Raw genomic sequence first — 26,886 nt, 5'->3', positions numbered from 1 at the left:
GGCTAATGAGTAGTTAGGCGTTGTTATAAATCCTATCCTTGGGCTTTTACTTAAAACTCGTAACTATAACTAATATCAAAGTTCATACCGACTTCTTTAGAGCGAACAATAATATCTGATTGCGATACTTCCTGATCTTCATTAAGTAGGTTTTTAACTTTAAACTTCACCTTAGAGTTAAAGTCAGGGTAAAAGGTATAAACTAAATCAAGTGAATGAAATGGCTGCTCATAAGCATCATCTCGACTCGCAACACCTGCTGCTAAAATACGTTCACCAAATACGTTATAAACCAAAGAACTACTGTGCATTCCGTCGAGTGAATCGTAGTTAAGTTGTAAATTAACTACGTACTCTGAGTGACCCGTCATACGTTTTTTAGGGTTAGTTAAGGTGCCCGCAAGCGCAGGATCGATAGACGCTTCTGAATCACTCAAAGTTATATTACCACTGGTAAATAACCCTTCAGATAAAAACGTAAGATCTTGCAACCATTCAGCTTCTATACCGTAGACCTCAGCGGTTTCACCATTGATAAATGAGGCTGAATAGTCTTCATCTCCAATATTTAGAACCGTTTCAATGGGTGAAGTAATATCTTTGTAAAAGGCAGCCACACTAAACGAATTACCGGCTTCACCGTAATATTCATAACGTAGGTCATAGTTTTTAATTGGGCTACTTTTAAGCCCTGTACGGCCAAATGTTCTAATATCGGTAAGTGGGTCAAAGTAAGTAACCGGTACCACTTCACGAAAATCCGGACGAACTACCGTTTCACCATAGCCTGCACGTATTTGGTAGTTATCAGCGCCTACATAGGTGACAGAAAGCGCAGGGTACCAATCGTCGGAAACAATAGAGCCTGCTTGAATTTTTTCAGGGTCGTAGAAAGTATTTAAGTCATCTTGATCAAATATTAGGCTAGATGTACCAATAGACGTTTGTTTAAATTGTTCATAGCGTACACCACCGCTAATGCGTAGCCATTGATCATAAAACATATCAAACGAGGCATAACCCGCATCTACTTTTTGTCCTGCTAGGTAATCATCCGCATCAGGAGCTGTTGGTTCGTTAAAATCAACCAGTATCGCGTTATTATTAATAAATTCATCGCTTAGATACCCGCTATTATTTAGCGCATTATCACTGCCATCATTTATAGTGATACCAGCACCACCACTGTTATTAATAGCAAAACTTGAGGTATTAAAAATACGCGCTCTATCTGAAAAGTCATACCCTACTTTAAATTCAACATCCATGCTGTCAAAGCTAAGCGGTAAGTTTAAATTACCACTGTAAGACTTAACTCGTTCTTCCATGTTGGTGTATGACATAATCACACGATTATCATCACCCGTGATTTGAGAACCTACATACGACCCGTCGGTGTTGTACTCATCGCGAAATTCAAAATCAGCATTCGTCGGAATATCCGTTGTTGCCTTCGCTTCGGTATACTGCCAATCAGCGCCAATCCCCATGTAATCTAAAAAGGTGTGCTGACCAATAAACTGGGTAATATTGAGTTGTCGCTCTTCGTAGTTAAAAGTATGGTTACGATTCGCAACGCCATCCCCTGCAATACTAAATGTTGAACTACCCGCTGGACTTTGCGAAATAGCAATTTCAGACTCATCTTCATTATCAATAATGTATAGCTGCTGCGCTGATATACTGTGAGTACCTAAGGTATAGCCTAAACTAAATGACGCATTATAACGCTCGTTTTCTGTGGTCACTTGGGAATTTTTTACAGTATTAAAACATGAATTTGCGACATCATCTGCAGTATTTAGCGCTGTCTTACAGTCAATTTTACCGTCTTCATTTTTTAAATCTTGGCTTATCACTGAGCTAAATCTGTCTTCAAAATCCCACTCATTTTTATAAGCGCCAGAAAGCATAAAGCCTAACTTGCCGCCAAAGTAAGATTCGCTAAAGCTATCACCGTAATGGGCTTTAATATTGTATTGTGGATCGAGAGAGTCTTCTTTTAACTCATAACCACGCGGTAACGACTTAAGCAATTCGTTATTAATCGCAGTCGCTTGCTCTGCACGCGTTGTGTCACCATCGACTAAGCCATCGCGTTCTACTATGTTGCCAATACCAAAATCACCTCGGTATTGTGTTATTGCAGATGATAACGCATCAGGTAGTCCGCTTTCTTTACGGTTGTAAGTAAAGCCGTCACTTGCAGCAGTGTTATAACCAACACCCACCTCTACACCCGCTGTAAACTCGCTCGGTGCAGTTTTGGTTCTAATGTCAATATTACCGCCACCAAACGCGGCGGGCATATTTGGTGAGTAAGCTTTTTGTACTGCCATGCTTGAAATTATACTAGCGGGAAAAATATCAAGCGGGATCACATTGCGAGTTAGATCGGGGCTGGGTATGTACGCGCCATTTAAACGTGCGCTCGAATAACGTTCACCTAAACCACGCACATAAATGAACTTGCCATCAACGAGGGTCAAACCGGTTACACGCCTAAGGGCAGAGGCAGCATCACTATCGCCAGTACGTGCTAATTGCTCTGAGCCTAAAATATCGGCTACAAAGGCTTGATTTTTTCGCTCTTCAACCACAGCAGCAGCACTGCCTTGTAAGCGCGTACCTACTGCCACTACTTCTTCTATTTCTTGGGCTACATCAACATCATTTTGCGCAGCAAATAGGCTTACAGATTGGGCACACAGCCCTAAACCAATCGCCCATGTAATTTGATTAAGTCTATGCTTTTTAGACATAAGATACATCCTGATCAGATTATACAAAAGAGGCGCCAAACGCTTATTATGCAAGCTCCAAGGCGCCTTCAAAAGTTTATAAATAGTGTTAAATTAGTCTGCGTTAGCCGCGGCTACTGCTGCTTCAACCCATTTATACCAATTTGACGTTGTATCCTGGTCCGATACGGCACCGATGTAATTTACCGATTCAAAGAACGAATCTGTTGTACTTAAATCAGTGGCTGTAACGCTCACATCTGTAGAAGCCGTATTAGTAGCAAAACCATTAGCTGCAAGTACAGAGACATCATCTGTTAAAATTTCACTCGCACCGCCATTTTCAAACCATGCTGTTTTAGTTTGTCCTGCAAGCGGGCCACCAGCAAAGGTATCGGTATTAGCGAAATTATTTGAACATGCCATTACTGAGCTAGTAAAAGAAATGTTATCGGCTTGCTTTTCACCATCACCCGAGAATTCGATACATTGTGTATTAACTGCGTTTTTCTTAACAATTAACGCGTTATAAATGCTTGAATTAAATTGATCATCAAACTTGTAGGCTTGTGAAGGGTCATCATCACGAACTGAATTGCCATCAGTAGTAATCACAGTCACATTAGCAACCATCGGGTTTGAAGGTGACACTTGAGCAGAAGATGAACCTTTAACGCCGTCAGACTCAAAACCATTATTACCCATATTAACCACAGAACCATCGTTAAGCGTTACCGTACCGTGTTGAACAAATAAGTACTGCGCCTTACCTTGCCAACCGGCATCAAAGTCAAACGAATCATCTTGAGTATCTGTTACTGCAATATGCTTAAGCGTGGTTGCACCACCAAAGATTTCAATACCGTCATCAAAGCCTTGGTGAATATGAATGTAATCAAACTCAGAGCCTGAACCAACAGCATTAAGTGTTAATGAATTTAAATCATCGCCTTCACCACCTACGCGAGGGCCAGAGCCTGCATACCATACTTTAGCCCATTTAATATTACCGCTTGAATCGCTATTATCGTTACCACCAAAGTAGCTTGTTATACCTTCAGAGGCTACGTTACATGTACCGCCATCACGCTCTGCATCTGTACATTGGTCAGTAATACCTTGACCATTAATGATAATGCCACCCCAGTCAGCATAACGTGCACCTTCACCAGCTGTATCAAAACGGTCAAAGGCATTAGCTGAGGTAAATACTACTGGCTTTTCTGCTGTACCCACGGCTTGAATTTTTGCACCACGTGCAATACGTAAAATCGCTTCACCTGATTGAAACGCAAGCGTTGCGCCAGGCTCTACAGTCATAGTTGGGCCATTAGTTGGAATAGAAAAGCCATCAACTGTGTTGCCATCTTCACCAATTTGCAGGGCATCAGCAAATACATGTACACCACCGCCAGGTAACTCTTTAAATGTAATGTTGTTAGTAATTGAAATAGTTTTACTTGAAAATGAATCGTTGTATAAGCAATCTATACCACTGACCACACCTGTTACAGTGCCTGCATCTGATTCATAGCTTGCACATACAGCCTCATCATCAGTTGTTGAACCGGTGTTGTTATTAGAATTATTAACACTGTTGTCTGTACTGGTGCTGTTATCATTAACGGTTGGTGTAATTTCTATATCACCACCACAACCAGCAAGTGTCATTGCTGTAGCCACTAAGCTGATTTTGAATAAGCCAGATAATTTCATTGTTCACTCCGTAAAAGTATTTAATTATTGTGTTAGCGCATTAAGTAATAACTTAAGTCACTTTAAGGCACGATACTCATGCATTAAGGTCACTTGAGTTATCGAATACGAAGTACAATACGGGAGTGATATGACAATGAAGTTACACTTTAATAAACATAAAATGACAATGTTAATTAATTAAAAATCAATTAGTTATTTTAAAAATGCAAGCAAAAAAACCACACTAACCGAATGTTAGTGTGGTTTGAGTAGTGCAATTATGAAATGGTTTTTAGTGCGTCAATTAAGAACTAATAATCGCACTATAAAAATTAAAGCAGTGCTGTTTTTAATGTTTGCGCATGCACTTTTTCTCGTTTTACATATTTGATCCATTGCTGGGCTAAACGTTGCGACTTTTTGTGCTTTTCGGCTTGTTCAAACGCAAGGATAGACGCATCAAAATTTTGTAAATTGTATTGCGCCATCCCTAAAGCAACAAACGCATTTGATTCAAAATCAAGGCCGCCTTTATCCAGTGCCATTCGCGCTGCATCGGCAGCTTCGTCATACTGCTCTGTGTTTACATACACTTCAGCCAAGCGCTGATCGTATTTACCATGCTCTGAACGCTCTGCAGCTTTGGTAAAGTAACTAATCGACTTAGCATCTTCTTTAGCTTGTACCATGGCCTCGGCTACAAAGGCATAATTTTTAGCTGTTGGTTCAGCAATGCCCTGCTCTATTGCTTTACTCATTACACTGGCTGCTTTATAAGCAAGCTGATTGTATAAATACACCTGCGCAAGCTGCCTTAGGTCAGATTTAGAGGTTAAAAATCCTTGCTGGTAAGCAGCCTCTAAAACACTAAGCTGCTGTTTTTCTTGCCCAGTTTCACCATACATACCGGCTAATTGGACCCAATACTCAGGTTTATTGTAAAGCTTTACCATACGCTCAAGTACGCTCACTACTTTATCGGTTTGGTTAAGTGAGTAATACATAGCGCGTTGCAGTACCAGCCAGTTTTCTTTGGGTACTTTGCCTTCGCTATCACTTAAGTTAATGGCTTGGGTAATGTAACTTAGGCCTTGCTCATAGTCTTTTAATTGATAGTAGGTTTGCGCCCTTAATAAATAATAGGCGTCGGTTTTAGGCTTAGTGTTTATGGCGTCCCATTTGTCTAAAAATGCAATCACCTTTTTATAGTCACTGTTAGCCATAGCAAGCTGCGCAAGGCTGAATGTTGTGCTCAGGCGTAGTGTTTCTGGAATGCCATCTTCGGCAATCACTTTTTCAAATGAAGCAATCGCTTTTACAAGGTCGTTCTCATTGTAATAAATAAACCCATAAAAGTTATGCATCATCGCAATTTCATAAGAGTTCATACTTGATGAGCGCGCTTGTATGCTGTCAAGCGCAGCCAAGCCCGCTTTACTGTCGCCATCATCCGCTAGTTTTTGGGCGCGAGCCAATTGGCTGTATACTTTTTCACGCAGTGCGGGTACTCGTGTTGTTTTTTGCTGTTCAGCGGCCTGTACTGTCGCCAAATTTACACCCGGAAATACACTCAATGCACTTGGTGTAACAATACTGGCACTGATTGCAACAGTGCACAGCATACTCAGCTTTAATAGCTTGGTTGTTAGTTTTAATTTCATAATTGCCTCACGTTCACTCTTTGCTTACTTAACAGAATTAACCATTAATTTGGAAAGAAATTTTATTTTGCACACCGGCTACTTCAACGGCTTCACCATTAACCACGCGCGGTTTATATTTAAATTTAAGGGCCGCATCCATCGCTGCTCTGTCAAATAATGACTCTGGCTCGGCTTTAATAACTTGCGGCTCTTTAACCGTGCCTTGCTTTGTCACTGTAAATTCAACAATGACATACCCTTCAATACCACGCGATAACGCACGCCTTGGGTATACCGGTGCTACTTTTACTATGGGTAAATACTCACCATCACTGGTTTCTAACGCTAATCCACCCGCTAGATTTACATCCGCATCGACATTGGCAGCAAAATCAAAGTTGTTGCTGGCTGCGTTGTTATCGCTACTTTGCATTTGTGGCGATTCCATTGGCGGTGGTGGCTCTTTAGGTGTTGGTGGCTTTTGTGGTTTACGCTCCTTTTTTTGTACCGTTTCTTCTTTTTTCAAACGGACAAAATCTAACACATTCCCTTTGGCAGGCTCCGTCATGGCGCCTTTACCACCGGTGATCAATGCCTGCATACCTAAAAACAGCATAAAGGTCACCACACCCGCTATAATTAACGCAAGTACATAACGCATCACTCGTTACCCTTCTTGAGCCGCTATTGAAACATCAAATACACCCGCTGCACGCGAGGCATCCATGACTTTTATCAAGGTTTCTGTGGTGGCTTTTTTATCGGCCTGAATAACTACACTGCCTTGTGGATTTTCAGCTTTTAAGCGCTCAATGTTGGCTTGTACAGCGCGTACATCAATTTGACGTTTATTGATCCAAATTTCGCCTTGATCTGAAATGGCCACTAATATGTTAGCCCGCTCTTTTTTAACTGCGGTTGCCGCTTCTGGACGGTTTACATCAATACCCGCTTCTTTAACAAACGAGGCTGTCACGATAAAGAAAATAAGCATAATAAATACAACATCCAGCATAGGGGTCATGTTTATTTCTTCTGCTTCGTCTTCTTGGAATAAATTACCTAATGGGGCTCTCATGTTATTTCTCCTAGAATAAGCAGTGATTATGTTCACCGCTTTTCAATAATTATTTAGTGGTCTAACACCATAGTGTCTTGCAACAATTCAACTTCACGCTTTGCTTTTCGTTGTAAATAGGTTGAGGCAAACACCCCAGATAACGCACCGACCATTCCTGCCATTGTCGGTATGGTTGCTTTTGACACACCTGATGCCATAGAGCGTGCGCTGCCTGTACCTGTAATGGCCATTACATCAAAGACTTCTATCATCCCTGTAACTGTGCCAAGCAATCCTAATAGTGGACACAGCGCCACCATTACATTAATCAGCGGTAAATTTGCGTTTAATCGCATACTAGCGCGTGACACCATGGCTTGACGTATTTGCTCTGCGTTCCAGCTGTTGCGTTCACTGCGCGTTTTCCACGTATTTTTAACGTCTTTTTTGTAGTGCCGATAGCCATTAAAAAAGTACATAAATCGCTCGAGTATCAATAACCACATCGCGAAAATTAACACGGCAATGACCAAGAGCACTTGGCCACCCGTGTCGAGAAAATCACGGATAGCATTGATTGAATCAATCAATAGCACCATGGTTTAGGCTCCTTTCTCGCTTCGCTCGGCAATAATACCTGCACTTTGTTCTTGTAAAATAAGCAGTAAACCTTTTGAGCGAGTATTCAATAAGGTGTATAAAAACACCGTTGGAATGGCAACAACAAGACCTAATACCGTAGTAACTAGGGCTTGCGAAATACCGCCCGCCATTAGTTTAGGGTCGCCAGTACCAAATAAAGTAATTGCTTGGAAGGTATTAATCATCCCAGTTACCGTACCGAGTAAGCCCAGCAATGGCGCTACCACAGAGATAATTTTAATAAGCGTTAAATTACGGGTGATTTTTGGCATTTCGCGTAAAATGGCTTCGCTTAACTTAAGTTCAAGCGTGTCGTACGCCACATTTGGGTATTGGTCTTTCACTTTCATGACGCGCCCTAACGGGTTGTCATCACGGGCTGTATCGTCTTTTAATTGACGACGGATTTTTCCACCCATCAGCATGAGCGATACAAAACGCTCTAGCGCAATTAATAACGCTAATAAACCAACGCCTAAAATAACGTAACCGACCGCACCACCTTGATGAACTTGCTCGCTGGTATCAGGGGCTTGTACTAACAAACCTAAAATTGAGCCGCCTGTTGGGTCAAGCGCAAACGGTACAACACCCGTGTTTGCTTGCTGCAAATTAGCCGCAGTCGCAGTAAAGCGGCTACTTGGTTGGCGAGTAAGCTGGCTAATGGTATTGGTGGCCGGTGTATACTCTAAGTACTGACCGTCACTAATAAGGTTAAATGCACCCACACGTACCACTTCTTTTTGTACTTTATTGCCACCGTCAACAATTACATCAGTAATGAAGCGGCTTACTTTTCCTTGTTCGGTCATTTCGCGTTGTAGCTCAAACCAAACCTTTTCTATATCTTCAATAGACGCAAGCTTTGAAGTTGAACCCATTTTTTGCGCCAATTCGTCCATAAAAGTACTACGCCCAGGTAACTGTGCCGATACCACAGAGGTAGCAAACTTGTTACTTGAATCGCCAGCGACTTGTTGTAGCACACCAAATAGCTCTTTTAATGAACCCATACGCTTTGATAAGGTATCAGTTAGATTAGCCAATTTAATTTCGTTTTCTTCAAATTGCGTCTCTAAACGCTCTGACTCGCTAAGCATTTGGTTACGTTTAGCTTGGGTGTTTTTAAGCATTTGCACTTGTTCATTTTGGCGTGCTGCAAATTCTTGTTCACGTTGTTTATTTTGCTCTGATTGCGCTGATTTACCCTGCTCTAAGGTTTTTAATAAGGCATCTAAATTCATCGGCTCAGCAGCAATGCTGGTGCCCACAAAGCTTAAGCTGGCTGCAAACACGGCCATTTTTGTCATTTTCGTTAATAATTTCATGGTAAACCTCTTATTCTGCAGCGTGAATTGGCAGTGTTAACATATCGGGGGCAAGTTGTTTGCGAGCAATGCGAAGCCCTTTATTAATTTGGCTTATGGTTGAATCTGGTAGCGCAACAAACGACTGTGACTGCTGATCCCAACTACCTGCTTGTTTACCATCGCGGGTGAGGTAAATAAGCTCTAAACGACCAATGCGTAGAAAGTCGACTTCGCGTTCTTTATTATCCACATCAAGCAATGCGGTATACGCCTCAATAGTGCGTCCGTAGTCAACCTCAACTTGGTAAGCTTCTAAAACACGACGAAATTTTTCACTTGATGAAATATCAGCACGCGCCATCATTGCATTTAATGATTCAAGGCGCTGCTTACGCTCTTGCTTTAAAAACGGCACATCTAAGGCAACAAACTGTTCAAGTCCGGTGATCATACGAAGCATTAAAGGGGTTATTTGGCGTTCAATTATCGATACTTGATCCATCGATAAATTAATCGACTCCATCTCTTCTATTTGATTATTTAACTGTTTGGTAAGCTGTGCGTTATAAACGGCTAGGCCATCTATTTCTTTATTTAGGGTTTTAAATTGCTGTAAACGCCCTTGCATTGAATCTGCAATCTTGTCTATTTTTGTTTGTGATTGCGCAGCTAAATTATTAATTTCGCTGCTTTTATCAATTACCGTGTTTAAATCATTGGCGTGGACTGCTGCACTTGCGGCTACAATACCAGCTAAAATTAATGGTTTAACGCCTTTCATCGTATACACCTTTGCTCGTTAATTAGCGGATTTGCTAGTGTTTATTAATCGCTTTAGCTCGTTTATAAAAAACAATTTAAAGCGAGATAGTTTCAATGAGCGAAAGTGTATAGATTAAAAATGACAAGCGTGTTGCGTAAAAAAGTCGCTTTTATGACAACGGTAATAAATTAGCCTTATTGGCCTATTTTACAATTCAGGGATGAAAATAGTGGGATTAAGTTTACAGGTAGGATTGTATTTCAATCAGGGTTTGTCGCCAATCTGTGTAGTTAATAGCAATAGGGTAAGCGCGATTGTTATGTATTAATACTAACGACGGAAAACCTTGAATAGGTAAACTGCGAACATAATTAAGCTCATCATCAAAGCGACGCTTAAGCTCATTAGAGTGAAGTAACTGTGCAAATAAACGGGCGTCTAAACCAATTATTTCGCTCAGTTTAATTAAAACCGCTTCATCCGATGGGTTTTGTGCCTGTAAATAATATGCCTGCTGTATTGCCGCTATCATCTGTGGTTCTTTGTTGAAGCTGCGAGCAATTAAAGCGGCCCTGCAAGAGGGATAGGTAGAACGGCGAGGTTGGCAGTCTCGCCAAAAATCAAAATTAAACTCTGTGCCTAACTGGCTGCTAATTTTTTGCCATATGGCTTGTAGTTGCAACTGCATATCCTGACTCATTGGCAAGTCAGTATCTACAGCTAAGCCACCCACTCTGTATTCAATGGGAAGTTTGTTTACCAAGGCAGCCTCAAGCTTTTGCCATGTAGGTTTATAACCCCAGCACCAGCTACACATAGGGTCGTGTACATATATTAATTTACTCTGAGGCGTGTTGATCATGTACAGATACCACCTTATTTCTACCTTGCGCCTTAGCGCTGTATAAATACTGATCCGCTTGCTTTAACGCATTATTATAATCATCTACACTGTTAGCCTGAGCAATACCCATACTACACGTTAATGATACTCGCTGATGTTTGTCGGTTAGCATCACATGGTTTTGCACACATTCTCTAAAACGGTTGGCCAAAATGCTGGCCTCAAGGGTTGTTTGTTGCGGTAAAATAACCACAAACTCTTCGCCGCCATAACGTGCTTTAAGCGCTGTTGCAGGAAACTGAGACTCTAATAACTTAGTAAATTCAATTAAAACCGTATCACCAAAATCATGTCCGTAGCTGTCGTTTAATTGTTTAAACTTATCTAAATCAATGAGTAAAATAGACAGCGGCAAATAATGTTCTGGCCTTGAAGCAGCGAGCTTTAAAAAATGTGAGGTAATAAAGCGACGATTAGGCGCTCCGGTAAGCTGATCGGTATGAGCATGCTGTTTTTGCTCTAAGGTGATATCAGCAATGGCAAGGTGGCTTCGGTGACGAAAATACTCACCGATAAAAGAAAAGACCAACACCAGCGAAAATGCAGCAACAAAACGGGTCTTTTCTACCGCGCCATAAATAACTTGCCCCATATCAGGGCCATACAACATAACAATACAGCTCAATAACATGGCACTGCTTAACCAGGCGCCAAACTTCACACCCAGTATGGCAAATACAGCAACGGGATAAAACATTAGCCAATATAAAGCAGTGTTTTCTTTACCGCCGGTGTATACCAAAGCTAAGCACATCACAAATACAATCACTAAAGTGATGAGGGCGATTGCATCAATCTGCTTTGTTTTCATAAAATAAATAATACACCCTACAATCGTTACGTTAACCACAATTAACGCAATAGTAAGGATTGGTGCATACACGTGATGATTGGCAATTACTAAATAGGTAATTAACACCAAGGCAATCGCTATCATGGTAAATAACGAAAATACTTGGCGTTGTTTATCAAAGCTATAAACGCTATCAATATTGATTAAATTGAGCCAGCTTGGCTTATTTATTTTTGTTTTACTGATCATACTTTGAATTTTTTAACCATGCGCTCTAAGTCACTAAATTGATGCTTAAGTTTGGTACACTCTTCCAAAGTAAGATTTAGGTTTAATTGGCCTTGAATCGATAAGTCGCTGATAACGTGAATATCACTATGTAATGACTTAACCACTTGGTTTTGCTCATCCGTAGCATTAGCGACACTATGATTGGCGTCGGTTATTTGCTTTATCGCGCTGATTATTTGTTTCATTACATCGCCAACCGCATCCGCTTGCTGAACACTTTTTTCACTTTCTTCTAAACTGGTTTTCATAAGTTCAACGGCAGATCTTGAACCTTTTTGTAATTCAATGACGGTGTTTTCTATTTCTTGGGTTGATTGCTGAGTACGCTGTGCTAGTTGCCTTACTTCATCGGCAACAACCGCAAATCCTCTTCCTGCTTCGCCAGCACGAGCCGCTTCTATCGCCGCATTTAAAGCCAGCAAATTGGTTTGCTCACTCACCCCTTTTATTACTGCTAATACATTTCCTATATTAGCGGTATGCGAGTCTAAACTATTTATGGTTTCTTGCGCTTGCTCTATATTTTGTGACAGTTGATGAATACTTGAAACGTTGTTTGTGAGGGTCTGTTGATTTTTAGCACAGTATTGATCTGCATCTTTGGCAAGCGTCGAGGCATTACTGGCGCTGGTTGAAATTTCTGTTGAGGTAGCTGAAAACTGATTAATTGCCGACGCCACACTGTTGGTGCGCTCACTTTGGTCATCATACATAGTTAATGTTGAGTCTGTCTGCGTAACCAATTTAGCAACTGCCGTTTCCAGTAACTGCGTTGAAGATTTAACCTGAATTATTGAATTTTGGATTTTTTCTATAAAAATATTAAACGAATTGCTCAATTGACCAAATTCGTCATCGTTTTCTACGCTTAACCGACAGGTTAAATCGCCCTCACCCTGCGCTATATCTCTAATGGCATCATTGAGACGATACATAGGGCGCATCAAATAACGCAGTAAAAATTCCAGTGACGCAACAATCACTAAAATACCAATAATTAAAAATACAATTGCCTTTTGCCCAAACGAAGAAACACTTGAATACGCTTTATCTTTATTGACTACTACACCTAAATACCAATCAACGTTTTCAATACCACGAATTTTAGTAAAGGATACCAGCGAGGTTTCACCTGCTACTTGATACTCGGTGAATTCTCTTGCTAACGGTGCATTTTTACCAATTAAGTCAGCGACTGTTTTTGAATTTAATTTACTATCAGGGTGACTTAATATTTGCCCTTTATTATCAAGCAAAAAACCATAACCGAGTCCTAAAAAATCAATATCTCCAATAATTTCAGCGATGGTTTGCATATCAATATCTGCCCCCGCTACCCCTTTAAATTGACCATTACTATTAATAGGGGCAACCGCAGAAATTGTCAGTTCGTTGGTCGTTACATCGATATAAGGCGTTGTAAAAGCCGTTGTTGTTTTATTTTCTACTAATTTATACCAAGGGCGACTTGTCGCATCAAAATCGCTGGGGAGTACAACACTTTGATCATTTAAAATAAATGTACCCGATGATTTACCTATGTAGGTATTTTTAAAATCCCCCGCAAGCTCAGCGGTATTTAATTGCGAAAGCGTTAAAGACTTGGCATCGTCATCTTGGTATGTTTTTGCGATAGAGATCACAATCGCTAATTTATTATTTAGCCAGCTTGCAATATTTTTAGAGACAGACTCAGAGTTTTGCTCTAGTACCAGCGATAACTGCTCTTGAGTTTGATGCCGCATTGAAAAATAATTATTTATGGTGAAAACACCTAACACTAAAACTAACACTAATGATGCAGCAATGGTGATTTTGGAGGTGAATTTAAGCGAGCTAAACATAAGTACCTTAAGTATTAATCATTATTATCAGTGTCTTTTTAACAAATTTTTAACTGAATGTCTTAGCAAATATGACTTCAATGAAATTAAAGAACAAAAATAATAATAAATAACTAGTTCTTTCAAGGATGACTTTGCCACAGCGCATTTAATTTTTAGACTAGCCAGAGCCTAGATAAATAAGTGTTTAAAAGCACTATGGGGATAAATTTTATCACCATAGTAACGCTTTATCTAAATTATTCATCTTGTTGGCACTGGCTTGTGATCGGTAATTGCCGAAGCACTTTCATCTGTGGATCTACAATAATATGATCAACAGGTTTAGCTTTGATAGTAATGACTCCTTCAATCGGTGTGTAAACTTGAAGCTGGCCATTGATTGAAATGGGTACTGGCATTTTAAAAGGTGTCGCATCTTTTTCACTTTTGCTCCAATATAAATTGGCCACATTATTTTGACGTTCCATGGTTAGTGTTGGCAATGCAGCTTGTTTTAAATACACATCAAATAGCCAGTTATAGTCTTTTTTTGTAATGCGATTAACAATATCAATGAACTGCTGTGTGTTGCGATATCGCGATTGAATTGGGTAACTGAGACTTTGCGTGTCGCTACTCCCGTAGATTAACTCGCGTGTTGCTTGCCAAAATAACTCATCACCAATTAACCAACGCAAAGTGTGTAATGTCCAGCCTCCTTTACCATAAATATCTGAGTTAAAAGCTTCTTTTGAGCTTAACTCCCCTTCTTTAACAATAGGTTGGCAGTTTTTTATCCCTAAATAGGCTTTATACATTGCGTGGTTATAAGCGGCCTCACCAAAGGTATATAAACTGTAAGTCGGTTGCATGTAAAAGCCAAAACCTTCATGTAACCACGCATCATTCAATTGCTCATGCGTCATTAAATTACCAAACCACTCATGCGCTAATTCATGCTGAATAAGCCAATCATAACCACTAGGGTCGCGAGTGTACCCTTTGCCATAAGCATTTATCGTTTGATGTTCCATGCCTAAATGAGGCGTTTCTACAAAGCCAAGTTTTTGTTGCCCCCATGGATATGGACCTAACACAGATTCAAAAAATGCCATTTGTTGATAAACATCGTTGGTGAGCAAATTACTGGCTTTTTGCCTATTTTCAGGTAACACCCAAAATTCCACAGGAATGTCAGTACCATTTATACTGGTATATTGCTGTTGAATGCGCTCAAATGGGCCAATATTCAGCGCAATGTTGTAATCACTCGCAGGCTCAGATAAAAACCAATCAAACTCGGTAGTCTTGTTTTGTAATACAGTTACATTTTTTAGTACCCCGTTACTGGCAACATACAATCCAGTGGGTACCGTTACCCGTATACGCATACTATCGGCTTTGTCACTAAAGTGATCTTTACAAGGCCAAAATAAATCACAGCCCTCACCTTGCACCGCTGTTGCTATCCAAGGTTTACCATCGTTTGTTTCACTAAATACAAAACCACCACTCCATGGAGGGTTAAGCGCAATATGTGGCTTGCCTGAATAGTTAATGGCAACTTCAACCACTTCTCCCGGGTATTTTTTTTCATATAAGTTAATCGTGATCACACCACGAGAATGGATAAAGTCGGCTTTCTTGTCAGCCACTGTTACTGTGTTTATACTAAAGCGACTATCGAGTTTTAGTTCAATTTGCTGAGTTTCTTTAACGACCCGAAATACTGTTTTCCCTGTGCCGGCTATCTGCTTTTCTTCTGGAAAAACGGCTAACTTAAGATCATAGAAAATAACATCGGTTGATTGAGCCACGCTAGATAATGGTTGACCAGTATTAGCAACGAGGGGATCTAATTTTGCAGGTTTGCTGGTGCAGGCACTGAGTATATATATCAATGTAACAACCAAGTAACACCTAATAACATGGTGCAAGAACAACATAAATAATAAGCTCTTATAATTATAATTTTTTAATATAATTACATAGTTTTACATTTATCGTGTTTAAAAAAGACGAATTGCTTATTTTTTAAGTTAACTAGTTACTTTATTTTACATTTAGCAAGGGATAAACCTTAAACAGCAAATATGTTTAAGGTTGTTTTTGCCATTTCATTTTATTATTGGTATCGCGTGAAGTGATAATGGTTTCATCACTACTTTGAATACCGCCAAGCTTGGCGAGCCGGTCATAAAGAACAACATTACAGGTTGCTGCTAAATTCATACAGCCTATGGTTGGAATATAAACAACTTCATCACACCACTTTAAAACGTCTTTTGGCACTGAACCATCCTCTGGGCCGAAAACATAAAATGCGTTCTCAGGGTGGGTAAACTCAGGCAAGGGAGTCGCCCCTTCTATTAGCTCTATCACCACCACTTTAGCACCTTCAGGTTTACTTGATGCTAAATCGTCGGTTGCGGTTAATGGAATACGTTGCACTACATTTTTAGTATCGGTATGAAATTTCTGTGCGTTTAAATAACGGTTGCCAGTAAAAAAAACCTGCTGTGCGTCATAACAGCCTGCGGCGCGTAATACGCCCCCCACGTTGGTCGGGCTTTTAGGATTAATTAAACCAATACTTGCTTGTAATTTACTCATTAGTTGCAATCCTTGGTTGGCCACTCAGCTATATACAAATCAAAATCTTCTAGCTTTACCTCACAGTCTTTTACGGTTTTATCTTTAACAGAAATGTTTAGCTCGTGCATTTTAGTTTTATCGCCGTTATTAAGTAACGGATGCCACGTTGCTAATCCACGTCCTTCGTGAAGTCGGCGATAGCTGCAGCTTTGCGGCATAAAGAAAATGTCTTTGAGGTTTTCTTTGGTAAGCTTAACGCAAGAAGGCACTAAGGTTTGGCGGTTTTCGTATTCACTACAACCACAGGTTGCGTTATCAAGGTATTGGCAAACAATATTGGTAAATATAAGTTGCTCACCTTCTCTTAGCTGATCAGTGGCGGTAAAGTCATCTTCGTCTTCGCTGTCAATAAAGGTGTTTAAACAACACTTTCCGCATCCGTCACAAATGGCTTCCCATTCTTGCTGGTTCATTTCATTGAGACTTTTGCTAAGCCAAAATTGGGTTTTTGCTAATTGTTGATCAAACATGGTGTTCTCGCGCCTTTTAAGAGCGCGCATTCTAACGTATTGCAGCAAAACGCGCAAAGCCAATCCCTGTTCAAATAATGACTTTGCGCGATTATGTTACTGCTGAGATTTAACCCAACGTTTAATTTTTTGCTCTAAGATAGGCATAGGCAATGCGCCATCTATTAATATTTGCGTATGAAAGTCTTTAATATCAAATTGCTCACCTAACTGCTGGTGGGCGTAATCTCTGAGCTCTTTAATTTTAAACTCACCCAATTTGTACGATAATGCTTGCCCAGGCCATGCAATATAACGCTCAACCTCAGCAATAACATCGCTTTTTGCCATTGAAGAGTTTGCTAACATGTAGTCAATGCCTTGTTGACGTGTCCACCCTTTGGCATGAAAGCCTGTATCAAGCACTAAACGCATAGCTCTTAGCTGCTCATCGTTAAGACGCCCATACCACATATACGGGTCGGTAAATAAGCCAAGCTCTTTGCCAAGACTCTCTGCGTATAATGCCCAGCCCTCAGCAAACACCGTGTAGCCGCCAAATTTACGAAAATCAGGCAGGCTTTCCACTTCTTGTTGCAGTGCAATTTGAAAGTGATGACCTGGTGCTGCCTCATGAATAGACAGCGTTTCAAGTAAAAACTTAGGCTGCGCTTTTAAGTTGTAAGCATTAATATAAAAAATACCCGGACGAGAACCATCTGGTGCAGGCCCAGCATAAGATGCCCCTGCTGCCGATTGCGCACGATACGCTTCTACTGCTTTAACAATGTAAGGGGCTTTAGGCTCAATATTAAACAAGCGCGGTAAACGCGCATCTATTTTTAGTTTAATATCTTCATAGGCAGCAATTAACTCATCGGCTGTTTTATAATAAAACTCATCTGAGTCACGTAAATGATCAAAAAACGATGCTAAATCACCTTTAAATCCCACGGTATTTTTAACCGTTTTCATTTCACTTAAAATTCGAGACACTTCACTTAAGCCAATGTCATGAATTTCATCTGCTGATAAACTCAACGTGGTGTTTTTCTTGATTTGATATTCGTACCACGCTTTACCATTAGGTAAATCAGCATAACCAACAGAATCGCGAGCATGAGGAATATAGTCGTTGAGTAAAAACTCACTCATACGCTGATAAGCGGGCACTAATTTATCTAAAATAAGCGTTTTATACTGCTCAGTGAGTTGCTGTTTTTGTGCATTAGAAAATGAGTCGGGCATGGCCTTTATTGGTGAATAAAATAATGAATCTTCTGCGTTAGTTACTACGTGCACTTTAAACTGAGGCAATAATTTTTTAGCCAATGGCATAGGCAATACCACGCCTTGTTTAACACCTTGCGCCATTGATTGTTCAACACTGGCTAACCATTTCACAAAACCATCAGCACGTTTAATAAATTGCTCATAGTCGGCAACAGTATTAAAGGGCTGTGCACTTTGCCCTGAACCAAATCCGGCAAAGGTATTATGTGCTCCCGACATTTGGTTAATCGGTAACAAATAATCTTTATATTGCATGCCCTCAAGCCTCAGGGCTAAATCTCGCGATAATACTTCAAAGTTAAGTAGCGCCTGCCCTGTTAATTGTGATTCATCGATTAGCGTTAAACGTTGTTGATATTTTTTATAAAAAGCAGTTTTTTTATCACGATTAGCCTGCGATATCACCGGCAAGAATTGATCATCGAATTCATGGCGACCGTTATAAGTGGCGCTTAAGGGATTAAAGGTTAATGACTCATCGTAGTACTGTGCAACGAGCACATCCAACTGTTGCTCGGCTGATAACTCGCTTATTACAGGCGCGACCGGCTGATTTGTGTTTAATTGTGAGCTGGTGCTCATACAACCACTTAAGGCAAACATAACGCTACTGGCAACCAGTGCTATTTTAATAACTTTCATAAAGATCCTTGTTAGTTTTTACCCGCCAATTATGCGGTTTTAAATGCCTTAAATAAAGCAATTACGGTGAGTGGGATTCGTCGCTAAATAATTTACTCAATAGCTAATGATTGCTACATTCAGGTAAATTTAAATAATTAAATAATAAAAATGATCAAAATAAAAAAACATTTACTAACTACATCAATCGCATTACTGAGCTTAACCAGCGCAAGTACACTGGCAACCACCTATATATCGGCCAAAACTTTGCTTGATGTAAAAACTGGAGAGCTAAAAGCTAATCCGTTAATCGCGATTGACGACGGTGTAATAAGCCAAATTCAATTTAATAAAAAGCCTACGCTTACCAGTAATGATGAACTGATTAACCTACCTGAACTCACCTTAATGCCGGGGTTGATGGATATGCATGTGCATTTAACCAGCGATCCAACCGTTTCGCGCAGTGAACGTATAGGCCAATCAGTACCGCGTATGGCTATTAAAGCCAGTTACTTTGCTAAAAAAACATTAGAAGCCGGCTTTACCACAGTGCGTAACCTAGGTGCAGAGGGCTTTAGTGTTATTGCGGTTCGCGACGGCATTAATGCAGGTGATATTATTGGTCCTCGCATCTGGGCTGCAGGCCCTTCTTTGGGGATTACTGGCGGACACTGTGACAATAATCGTTTGCCTCCAGAAATGAAGTATACCGCCTCGGGGGTTGCTGATGGCCCATGGGCTGTTCGCATTAAAGTACGTGAAAATATTAAATATGGCGCTAATGCAATTAAATTATGTGCAACTGGTGGGGTATTTTCTAAAGGCACAAAGGTGGGCATACAACAATACGCATTTGAAGAAATGAAAGCCATTGTGGATGAAGCGCACATGCGAGAATTACCTGTTGCAGCTCACGCACACGGCACTAACGGCATTAAAACAGCCATTAAAGCGGGTGTAGACAGCGTAGAGCATGCTAGCTTTTTAGACGATGAAGCGATTGAGCTTGCTATAAAGCACGGTACTTGGCTCTCTATGGATATTTATAATACCGAGTATACACTGAGCTTTGGTGAGCAAAATGGGGTAGATGAAGAGAACCTAAATAAAGAACGCCTTGTTTCTAAAAAGCAAAGAGACAGCTTTAAACGCGCCGTTAAAGCTGGGGTTAACATGGTATTTGGTACAGATGCGGCTATTTATCCGCATGGTGATAATGCGAAACAGTTCTCGCGAATGGTTGAATTTGGTATGAGTGAATTACAAGCTATTCAAGCCGCGACCATTAATAGTGCTAAATTATTAAAGGCAGATTCACAACTGGGGCAAATTAAAACCGGTTTTGCTGCTGATATTATAGCGGTGAGTGCTAACCCACTTAAAAATATTTCTACACTAGAGCGTATTCCTTTTGTAATGAAAGCCGGTGTCGTTTACAAGCAGTAAACCCAAAACATCTTTATAAGGTTGAGCTTAGCTCAACCTTAACAATTTTTTAGCTAATGTAGCTAAACTGCCCACTTAATCATCAATACTTTATTTAAATTCTCTCTTGGTAAAGCCAACTAGCGACTGCAATACCCCGTTAATATTTTTAAATGTGATTGTTTTTAAATCATATTGTATAACTATCAAGCAAACACACCCATTAAAGTAAAAAAGTTTGAACTTTTTATTTTATTTTAAAATGATAACCATTATCATTCACGCAAATTAACAAATGAGAATGGTTATCACTCTATGAAAAGGTTTCACTACTCACTACTCACACTCGCGTGCTTAAACGCGCACTTGGCATTGGCAAACGGGTCACAAGTTAATTCCGATATTGAACGTATTAGTGTTTACGAGCAACAAAACCGAGTGGTAATGAGCTCAGGTTTGGCCACTAAATCTGATATGTCACTAATGGAAACCCCTGCACCCGTGGTCATTGTTGATAAAGCGCTAATTGCATCGCAAGGTATTGATAGTTTACAAGATGTGATCCGTAATGTAAGTGGTTTAACGCAAGCCGGTAACAACTATGGCATTGGTGATAATTTAGTAATTCGTGGTTTAGGTGCTAATTATACCTATGATGGCATGTACGGTGGTGCAGGATTAGGCAATACCTTTAACCCTACTCGGTCTTTAACCAATGTTGAATCAATTGAAGTATTAAAAGGCCCAGCAACTGGTTTATACGGCATGGGCAGTGCTGGTGGTGTGATTAACCTGATTGAAAAAAAGCCACAGTTTAACGAACAACATACCTTAGAAATGGATATTGGTCAGTGGGATAGTTATTCACTGGCACTCGATAGCACCAATGCAATAACAGACGACTTAGCTTATCGAGTCATGGCAAAAACCGCCTCTAGCGATGGCTTTCGTGATTTAAAAGAACAACGTGATGAAATTTATTCGTCTTTAAAATATGTACTAAATGATCAACATGCGTTTGTGTTATCGGGAGCCTATATCAAGGACGCCATTGCTGTGGATTCTATCGGCCACCCTATTCGTATTTTTAACAGTGAATCGGTCAACGGTTTAACTGCAGGTGAAGTATCAGGCGCCGATTTAGTTAATGACCCTACAGCAAGTGGCTTACAATTGAGTGAAGCACAACGAAATGAACTAGCTAACTCTTTGGCAAGCAATGATGGTTTAACACCCTTTAACTTTGGCACCAATGGCATAATATCACCGATGGCAAAGGATAACGAAGGTGAAGAGCTGCGTTATAAATTAGCCCATAATTATTACATTAGTGATGATTTATTTGTTAATCAACAACTACAGTACCGTAATTACACCTCAAGTTTTGCCCGCCAAACAGGTGCTTACAACTACGTTTACTGGAAACGTAACGGCGTGATCAATCAAGACCCACGCGCACCGCTAGTTGTTGATGACGTGTTATACCCTTTTGCAGCCAGACGCCAAGAGTACCGCCAAGTAGAAGCCGATGAAAAATCATGGCAATACTTTTTAGATTTACGTTATGACTTTATGCTCGGTAACATAGAAAACGAATTACTGGTTAACGCCAACTATGAAGATCGTGATATTCGTTTTAAACAATATTCTATTTACGATGCTGATAAAGTCATTAAAAACAAAGCCGGTGAAGTTATTTACCAAGGCGCACTACCGTATATTTTTGATATGCGTCAGCCAAATTGGCCTACGGGTGAATTTAATGATTACGATCCGCTTAAAACCAGCGATTATAATAAAAAAGTACAGGCATGGGGTTTAGGCCTTCAGCATGTTGCCTACATTAACGATAAAATCACCACCCGTATTGGGATTGCTCATAATCGTATAAAACAAAGTTACGAGCATTTTGGTGTTGACCCACGTTATAGTCAAAGCCGCGCAAACCCAACGCCAGAGGCAAACACCTCAGATAGCGGTTTAACGTACAATTTAGGGGCTACTTATCAATTAAGCGCTGACATGGCTTTATTTTTAAATCACTCAAAAGGTCGTACTGCCTACAGTGTACTTGGCTCTGTTGCTGGTAATGAAGCCGATAGAGAAGACTCAGAATCTGTTAGTAACGATTTAGGATTTCGTTTTAAAGCGTTTGATGACCAATTACTGGCTTCAATTGTAGTATTTGAAAGTGCACGTACTAATTTAGAATATGCCAACCCACTTTATGAAGCAGGCGTGTCTGCACCAAACGTAGTGGAAAGTTTCTTTGATGGTGAAGAACAAACCAAAGGCGTAGAAATTGACTTAAATGCGTATTTGAACGATCAATGGAAAGTTAACATCAACGGTGTTTATCAAGATGCTAGAGATAAAACTAACCCAAACAGCACAAGCTTTGATACTCGCCAAAAAGGCGTGCCTTATGTAACTGCTAGCTCATGGGTAACTTACTCTGCTGCGTTATTTGAATTACCTCACGCAGTAGATTTAAGCGCAGGCTTAACGTTTGTTGATAAGCGCAGTACTAACTCAAGCTCGTTCGGTATTGATAACGGCTACGTCCCTGCTTATACCGTGTATGATGCTGCAGTTAGCTATAAAGCAGACAACTGGCAAATGCAATTAAACATTAAAAACCTGTTTAATAAAAAATACTATTCTAAAGCCATGTTTTTAGGCGGTATGCCAGGTGAGGAAAGAAATGCAAAGTTAAGCTTTAGTTATACGCTATAGCATACAATGCGCACAAGCCAGTTTGGTTTGTGCGCACTATATTTTGGTATAGTTAGATTGTAACAACTATACGGCCGTTAATTTCGCCTTTGAGCATGTCATCGAAAATTTCATTAATATCTTCGAGTTTTTTCTCTTCAATGATAGCTTTTACTTTACCTTGTGCGGCAAATTCAAGGCATTCTTGAAGGTCTTTACGTGTACCTACAATAGAACCTACTACTGAAACACCATTTAGCACAGTATCAAAAATTGGCAATGGCATATCTTCTGGTGGTAAGCCAACTAATACGCATTTGCCCCCACGGCGAACACTTTTATACGCTTGTTCAAACCCAGGTTTTGATACTGCGGTACAAACAACAGCGTGCGCCCCACCTACTTGCTCAAAAATAGCCTCACTTGGCACCACTTCTTTAAAATCAAGCGTAATATCAGCGCCTAACTCTTTAGCTAGGGCCATTTTTTCTTTGCCTGTATCTACAGCAATAACATTAAAGCCCATTGCTTTTGCATATTGCACCGCTAAGTGACCTAAACCGCCCACACCAACAATAGCAACCCATTGACCCGGTTTTGCATCTGATACTTTTAATGCTTTATACGTTGTTACGCCGGCACAGAATAACGGTGCAGCTTCAGCAAAGCCTAATCCTTCCGGTATTTTGATGATGTAATCACCATGTGCTAAACAATATTCTGCATAACCACCATCAATTGAGTAACCGGTATTATGTTGCGATAAACACAGGGTTTCACGTCCATCTAAACAAAATTCACAATGGCCACAGGCGCTATACAACCAAGGCACACCCACTCGGTCGCCCACTTCTAAATGTTTAATGTTACTGCCTAGTTTTTCTATTACACCCACACCTTCGTGACCTGGTACCAATGGCATTTTTGGTTTTACCGGCCAATCACCATGACACGCATGTAAATCGGTGTGACATACACCACAAGCGGCTATTTTAACCAGCACATCGTTAGGACCTACCTCTGGGATTGGTAAATCGGTGATCGCTAACTTGCCTTTATATTCTGTATTTATTGCTGCTTTCATAGTCATTCCATCGTTTATAAAAAATTTATGCTATTTAACAAAGGCGTTAAACAACAATGTCATGTTGCATACCCGCAACATAACCCACTATAAATGCTTAAATATTAATCTATATCAATCATTAGTCGTAAAACGTGGTTTTTTATCCAAGCTAAACGCTTGCCATACTTAACCAGCGTGCTAGCATAGATTTCATTTATTTTTGAAACTTGTAACAATGACATTATCAGAAAAAAACTTTGCCTTTGTAATGCATTGTGGCGAGATGGGCAGCCGCTGGGGATTTAATCGTACAATCGGCCAAATGTGCGGATTACTTATTATCACCAAAGATCCAATGACGGCAAACCAAATCGCAGATGCACTGAGTATTTCACGCGGTAACGTAAGTATGGGAATTAAAGAATTACAATCTTGGCAGCTGATCAAGGTAATGCATATCCCAGGAGATAGAAAAGAATACTATGCACCTGCAGGCGATATTTGGGATATGGCTAATCGCGTGTTTGAAGAACGTAAAAAGCGTGAAGTAGAACCTACGCTTAGCTTACTCAGAGATAACTTATTAGATGAAGCAAGTAACGACGATGAAATTTATGCACAAAAACAAATGGGCGAAATTCATAACTTACTTGAAACGGTGACTAAATGGTCGTCAGAGTTACAGCGCTTAACCCCAGAGCAGCTCAACAAACTAATGAAGCTAGGTTCAGGCATTGGCAAAGTCATTGACCTTAAAGATAAAATATTCAAAAAAGAGCAATAAACCATTAAAAAAAGCCGCAATGAGCGGCTTTTTAGTTATTCGCCTTAGCTTAAATTTTTGGGTAAGCAATTCTATCTGACAAATAACCTACGCTGGTTGCAAAGTAGTATGAACGATTCCAGTGCATAAATACTTTGTAGTTATCGTATGCTAAATACATGCGTCCATTTATATCATCCGGCATGACTAATGCTGCATCTACAGCAACCGTAGGTAAATCACTGCCATCAACACGACGAACACCTAATGCTTGCCAATCTGCTAAAGAGCGCTCTGATTTATCCCAGTACTCTAGCCATTGCTTTCGGGTTTTAGTACCGCGCTTTAATATATACTGCTTATCAAAATCAGCGGGCAATTGTACCTGGCGACCCCAGGTTAAATTATCATTCCAACCCTCTTGCTTTAAGTAATTTGCAATTGAAGCAAACGCGTCTTCTTTGGTTGTCCAAATATCTTTGCGGCCATCGTTATTGTAATCAACGGCGTAAGCATTAAATGAGGTTGGCATAAACTGGGTTTGCCCCATTGCACCCGCCCACGAGCCTTTAAATTTATCAAGCGTGATATGTCCCGACTTTAATATATCCAGTGCTGCCCACAATTGGCGTTTGTATAACGCTTCACGACGTCCATCAAATGCTAAAGTTACTAAGGATGAAATAACATTGTGGCCGCCTTGAATAGCGCCAAAATTACTTTCTAAACCCCAAATAGCCACAATAAAACGCGCTTGAACACCAAAGTCTTTTGCTACTTTTTCTAAGACTTCTTGGTTTTCTTTATACAATTTACGCGCACGATCTATTTTCCATTGCGGTACTCGTTTTGGTAAATACGTTTCCAGCGTTTCTTTTACTTCTGGCTGGTTTTTGTCTGCTGAAATGACTTTTTCTTTATAAGATGCAGTGGCAAATGCTTGCTCAATTAACTGAGTATCGTAGCCTTTTGCTATTGCCTCTTGCTTTAAATTAGTAAGATATTGTTGAAACTCAGCTTGTGTTTTTGCCATCACCGATGAGCTTAAACACACACCACACAATACAACCGCTAATTTTTTAATCACTATCTGCTCCATTTTGTTTTCTTAATTGACTTAGCAAGTTTTCCTCTGGTGGCGGAATTTGTAAATAATAGCCTTGGTCGCTAAGCGACTGTTTTAAAGTGTCTAAATCCGCTACGCCTAATTGAGTCCGCTTCGCTAAGTTAATGATCATCACGTATTGAGGTTGACCAAACATGGCCATTAAAGGTTCCGGAACTTTACTAAAATCGTCTCTTTTTTCAATAAATAAGAAAGTATCTGCTTTTTTCTTACTTTTATATACCGCAGTTAGCATTATGGCCCTATAAAATCTTGCTTAACAGTGCTACACACTATAACATGGCAATAATAATAAGTTATAAAAATTAGTGTGGAAACTGTAATAAAAGCCTTGTTCAGCCTAGGTTTATATAAAGTTACATGCTAACTAGACAATCCAGTTGAGCATCTATGTCGGACCAAATTTTTGAGCTAAAAGGCAACCTTTTTACGTTATCAGTTTTACATCTTTATAGTACTGATATTAACCTTTTAGCAGAACAACTGTATGTAAAAATTGCCCAAGCCCCAAAGTTCTTTGAGGGTGCCCCCATTGTCGTCAATTTAATTGAAGTAAAAAACAGCGCAATCGACTTTGTTCACTTAAAATCGCTTATTGAACGCATGAGCTTTAATGCTGTAGGTGTATGTAATGGTTCGGATGAACAGCATAAACAGGCAAAAGCCGCAGGGTTATCTGTTTTAAACTATTCACAAGATGTTAAGAGTGAACCCGCAAGAGTAGAGCCAAATACTTCGGTTGTAGAAAAAACCGTGTATTTACCAGCGCAAATTATTAATGGTGCGGTGCGCTCAGGCCAACAAGTTTACGCCAAAGACCGCGACTTGGTGGTGTTAGGCGCGGTAAGCCATGGCGCAGAAGTGATTGCCGATGGCAATGTACATATTTACGGAACCCTACGAGGGCGTGCAATTGCCGGCGCAAAAGGGCTAGAAAACGCATACATATTTTGTAATAAATTAGAAGCAGAACTCGTTTCAATCAATGGTAATTACTGGATCAGTGACTCACTGCAAGGTGAACACTGGGGTAACGCAGTTCAAATACAACAAAAAAATGAATCTTTAGAAATTTCAGCTTTGGTTAAAGGATAAA

Annotated in this window: 22 protein-coding genes; 4 read left to right on the top strand and 18 right to left on the bottom strand. The window is 40.1% G+C overall.

Annotation, left to right across the window (positions count from 1 at the left end; translation table 11 throughout):
• Positions 1–50: 50 nt before the first annotated feature.
• The 15 genes from BM380_RS14475 to BM380_RS14405 all read right to left on the bottom strand — a co-directional run bounded on the left by BM380_RS14475 (position 51) and on the right by BM380_RS14405 (position 18,710).
• The gene (locus BM380_RS14475) at positions 51–2,762 is read right to left on the bottom strand and encodes a TonB-dependent receptor domain-containing protein (RefSeq protein ID WP_090494951.1); all 2,712 of its coding nucleotides are present in this window, start codon (positions 2,760–2,762) and stop codon (positions 51–53) included.
• Between the two features lie 93 nt (positions 2,763–2,855).
• Entirely contained in the window at positions 2,856–4,457 is a 1,602-nt protein-coding gene (locus BM380_RS14470; RefSeq protein WP_028834590.1) for a hypothetical protein, read from the bottom strand.
• Positions 4,458–4,771: 314 nt separating this feature from the next.
• A complete protein-coding gene (locus tag BM380_RS14465) occupies positions 4,772–6,100 on the bottom strand; it encodes a tetratricopeptide repeat protein (RefSeq protein ID WP_090494949.1) in 1,329 nt (442 codons plus the stop codon).
• Between the two features lie 37 nt (positions 6,101–6,137).
• Positions 6,138–6,743, bottom strand: a complete 606-nt coding sequence (locus BM380_RS14460; protein WP_090494948.1) for an energy transducer TonB — start codon at positions 6,741–6,743, stop codon at positions 6,138–6,140.
• A 6-nt stretch (positions 6,744–6,749) separates the two neighbouring features.
• A complete protein-coding gene (locus tag BM380_RS14455) occupies positions 6,750–7,160 on the bottom strand; it encodes an ExbD/TolR family protein (protein ID WP_008111500.1) in 411 nt (136 codons plus the stop codon).
• A gap of 53 nt (positions 7,161–7,213) precedes the next feature.
• A complete protein-coding gene (locus tag BM380_RS14450) occupies positions 7,214–7,741 on the bottom strand; it encodes a MotA/TolQ/ExbB proton channel family protein (protein WP_008111501.1) in 528 nt (175 codons plus the stop codon).
• Between the two features lie 3 nt (positions 7,742–7,744).
• On the bottom strand, positions 7,745–9,112 hold the full coding sequence (locus BM380_RS14445) for a MotA/TolQ/ExbB proton channel family protein (RefSeq protein ID WP_090494946.1): 1,368 nt from the start codon (positions 9,110–9,112) through the stop codon (positions 7,745–7,747).
• A 10-nt stretch (positions 9,113–9,122) separates the two neighbouring features.
• Positions 9,123–9,875: a DUF3450 domain-containing protein gene (locus tag BM380_RS14440; protein WP_016900178.1), complete on the bottom strand. Its 753-nt coding sequence runs from the start codon at positions 9,873–9,875 to the stop codon at positions 9,123–9,125.
• Between the two features lie 223 nt (positions 9,876–10,098).
• A complete protein-coding gene (locus BM380_RS14435; protein WP_090494945.1) occupies positions 10,099–10,719 on the bottom strand; it encodes a DsbA family protein in 621 nt (206 codons plus the stop codon).
• Positions 10,697–11,803: a GGDEF domain-containing protein gene (locus BM380_RS14430; RefSeq protein ID WP_090494943.1), complete on the bottom strand. Its 1,107-nt coding sequence runs from the start codon at positions 11,801–11,803 to the stop codon at positions 10,697–10,699. The genes BM380_RS14435 and BM380_RS14430 overlap by 23 nt, the downstream gene beginning before the upstream one ends.
• A complete protein-coding gene (locus tag BM380_RS14425) occupies positions 11,800–13,689 on the bottom strand; it encodes a methyl-accepting chemotaxis protein (RefSeq protein ID WP_090494942.1) in 1,890 nt (629 codons plus the stop codon). Before BM380_RS14425 ends, BM380_RS14430 begins: the two co-directional genes overlap by 4 nt.
• A 239-nt stretch (positions 13,690–13,928) precedes the next feature.
• A complete protein-coding gene (locus BM380_RS14420) occupies positions 13,929–15,572 on the bottom strand; it encodes a M1 family metallopeptidase (RefSeq protein WP_254772075.1) in 1,644 nt (547 codons plus the stop codon).
• Positions 15,573–15,768: 196 nt separating this feature from the next.
• The gene (locus BM380_RS14415; RefSeq protein ID WP_090494939.1) at positions 15,769–16,284 is read right to left on the bottom strand and encodes an RNA methyltransferase; all 516 of its coding nucleotides are present in this window, start codon (positions 16,282–16,284) and stop codon (positions 15,769–15,771) included.
• Positions 16,284–16,796 carry a YcgN family cysteine cluster protein gene (locus tag BM380_RS14410; protein ID WP_090494938.1) on the bottom strand — a complete coding sequence of 171 codons (513 nt, stop codon included), beginning with the start codon at positions 16,794–16,796 and terminating at the stop codon, positions 16,284–16,286. Before BM380_RS14410 ends, BM380_RS14415 begins: the two co-directional genes overlap by 1 nt.
• A 96-nt stretch (positions 16,797–16,892) precedes the next feature.
• Positions 16,893–18,710 carry a DUF885 domain-containing protein gene (locus BM380_RS14405; protein ID WP_090494936.1) on the bottom strand — a complete coding sequence of 606 codons (1,818 nt, stop codon included), beginning with the start codon at positions 18,708–18,710 and terminating at the stop codon, positions 16,893–16,895.
• Between the two features lie 159 nt (positions 18,711–18,869).
• Between BM380_RS14405 and BM380_RS14400 the strand changes: the two genes are divergently transcribed.
• Together BM380_RS14400 and BM380_RS14395 are read left to right on the top strand one after the other, a co-directional pair.
• The gene (locus BM380_RS14400; RefSeq protein WP_175527470.1) at positions 18,870–20,141 is read left to right on the top strand and encodes a Xaa-Pro dipeptidase; all 1,272 of its coding nucleotides are present in this window, start codon (positions 18,870–18,872) and stop codon (positions 20,139–20,141) included.
• A 294-nt stretch (positions 20,142–20,435) separates the two neighbouring features.
• On the top strand, positions 20,436–22,856 hold the full coding sequence (locus tag BM380_RS14395; protein ID WP_090494932.1) for a TonB-dependent receptor: 2,421 nt from the start codon (positions 20,436–20,438) through the stop codon (positions 22,854–22,856).
• 52 nt (positions 22,857–22,908) lie between these two features.
• On the opposite strand, the gene adhP is transcribed toward BM380_RS14395, so the two are convergent.
• Positions 22,909–23,919, bottom strand: a complete 1,011-nt coding sequence (adhP, locus tag BM380_RS14390; protein ID WP_090494930.1) for an alcohol dehydrogenase AdhP — start codon at positions 23,917–23,919, stop codon at positions 22,909–22,911.
• 217 nt (positions 23,920–24,136) lie between these two features.
• On the opposite strand from adhP, the gene BM380_RS14385 reads away from it, so the two are divergent.
• Entirely contained in the window at positions 24,137–24,685 is a 549-nt protein-coding gene (locus tag BM380_RS14385; RefSeq protein WP_013463314.1) for a GbsR/MarR family transcriptional regulator, read from the top strand.
• A 49-nt stretch (positions 24,686–24,734) separates the two neighbouring features.
• Here BM380_RS14385 and BM380_RS14380 read toward each other — a convergent pair whose 3' ends face one another.
• On the bottom strand, positions 24,735–25,751 hold the full coding sequence (locus BM380_RS14380; protein WP_016900168.1) for a lytic murein transglycosylase: 1,017 nt from the start codon (positions 25,749–25,751) through the stop codon (positions 24,735–24,737).
• Complete coding sequence (locus tag BM380_RS14375; RefSeq protein ID WP_013463311.1) at positions 25,744–26,025, bottom strand: YcgL domain-containing protein; 282 nt, start codon at positions 26,023–26,025, stop codon at positions 25,744–25,746. Before BM380_RS14375 ends, BM380_RS14380 begins: the two co-directional genes overlap by 8 nt.
• A 155-nt stretch (positions 26,026–26,180) precedes the next feature.
• On the opposite strand from BM380_RS14375, the gene minC reads away from it, so the two are divergent.
• Complete coding sequence (minC, locus tag BM380_RS14370; RefSeq protein WP_076923225.1) at positions 26,181–26,885, top strand: septum site-determining protein MinC; 705 nt, start codon at positions 26,181–26,183, stop codon at positions 26,883–26,885.
• Position 26,886 lies beyond the last annotated feature (1 nt).

This window comes from Pseudoalteromonas sp. DSM 26666 (assembly GCF_900116475.1).
Classification (GTDB): domain Bacteria; phylum Pseudomonadota; class Gammaproteobacteria; order Enterobacterales; family Alteromonadaceae; genus Pseudoalteromonas; species Pseudoalteromonas tetraodonis.
The sequence above is the reverse complement of the archived record's forward strand: the minus strand, read 5'-3'. Positions and strand labels throughout refer to the sequence as shown.

Bases quoted from the DNA above. Each gene is read 5' to 3' on its own strand.
- BM380_RS14475 (WP_090494951.1), bottom strand. From the start codon at position 2,762: ATGTCTAAAAAGCATAGACTTAATCAAATTACATGGGCGATTGGTTTA.
- BM380_RS14470 (WP_028834590.1), bottom strand. From the start codon at position 4,457: ATGAAATTATCTGGCTTATTCAAAATCAGCTTAGTGGCTACAGCAATG.
- BM380_RS14465 (WP_090494949.1), bottom strand. From the start codon at position 6,100: ATGAAATTAAAACTAACAACCAAGCTATTAAAGCTGAGTATGCTGTGC.
- BM380_RS14460 (WP_090494948.1), bottom strand. From the start codon at position 6,743: ATGCGTTATGTACTTGCGTTAATTATAGCGGGTGTGGTGACCTTTATG.
- BM380_RS14455 (WP_008111500.1), bottom strand. From the start codon at position 7,160: ATGAGAGCCCCATTAGGTAATTTATTCCAAGAAGACGAAGCAGAAGAA.
- BM380_RS14450 (WP_008111501.1), bottom strand. From the start codon at position 7,741: ATGGTGCTATTGATTGATTCAATCAATGCTATCCGTGATTTTCTCGAC.
- BM380_RS14445 (WP_090494946.1), bottom strand. From the start codon at position 9,112: ATGAAATTATTAACGAAAATGACAAAAATGGCCGTGTTTGCAGCCAGC.
- BM380_RS14440 (WP_016900178.1), bottom strand. From the start codon at position 9,875: ATGAAAGGCGTTAAACCATTAATTTTAGCTGGTATTGTAGCCGCAAGT.
- BM380_RS14435 (WP_090494945.1), bottom strand. From the start codon at position 10,719: ATGATCAACACGCCTCAGAGTAAATTAATATATGTACACGACCCTATG.
- BM380_RS14430 (WP_090494943.1), bottom strand. From the start codon at position 11,803: ATGATCAGTAAAACAAAAATAAATAAGCCAAGCTGGCTCAATTTAATC.
- BM380_RS14425 (WP_090494942.1), bottom strand. From the start codon at position 13,689: ATGTTTAGCTCGCTTAAATTCACCTCCAAAATCACCATTGCTGCATCA.
- BM380_RS14415 (WP_090494939.1), bottom strand. From the start codon at position 16,284: ATGAGTAAATTACAAGCAAGTATTGGTTTAATTAATCCTAAAAGCCCG.
- BM380_RS14410 (WP_090494938.1), bottom strand. From the start codon at position 16,796: ATGTTTGATCAACAATTAGCAAAAACCCAATTTTGGCTTAGCAAAAGT.
- BM380_RS14405 (WP_090494936.1), bottom strand. From the start codon at position 18,710: ATGAAAGTTATTAAAATAGCACTGGTTGCCAGTAGCGTTATGTTTGCC.
- BM380_RS14395 (WP_090494932.1), top strand. From the start codon at position 20,436: ATGAAAAGGTTTCACTACTCACTACTCACACTCGCGTGCTTAAACGCG.
- adhP (WP_090494930.1), bottom strand. From the start codon at position 23,919: ATGAAAGCAGCAATAAATACAGAATATAAAGGCAAGTTAGCGATCACC.
- BM380_RS14385 (WP_013463314.1), top strand. From the start codon at position 24,137: ATGACATTATCAGAAAAAAACTTTGCCTTTGTAATGCATTGTGGCGAG.
- BM380_RS14375 (WP_013463311.1), bottom strand. From the start codon at position 26,025: ATGCTAACTGCGGTATATAAAAGTAAGAAAAAAGCAGATACTTTCTTA.
- minC (WP_076923225.1), top strand. From the start codon at position 26,181: ATGTCGGACCAAATTTTTGAGCTAAAAGGCAACCTTTTTACGTTATCA.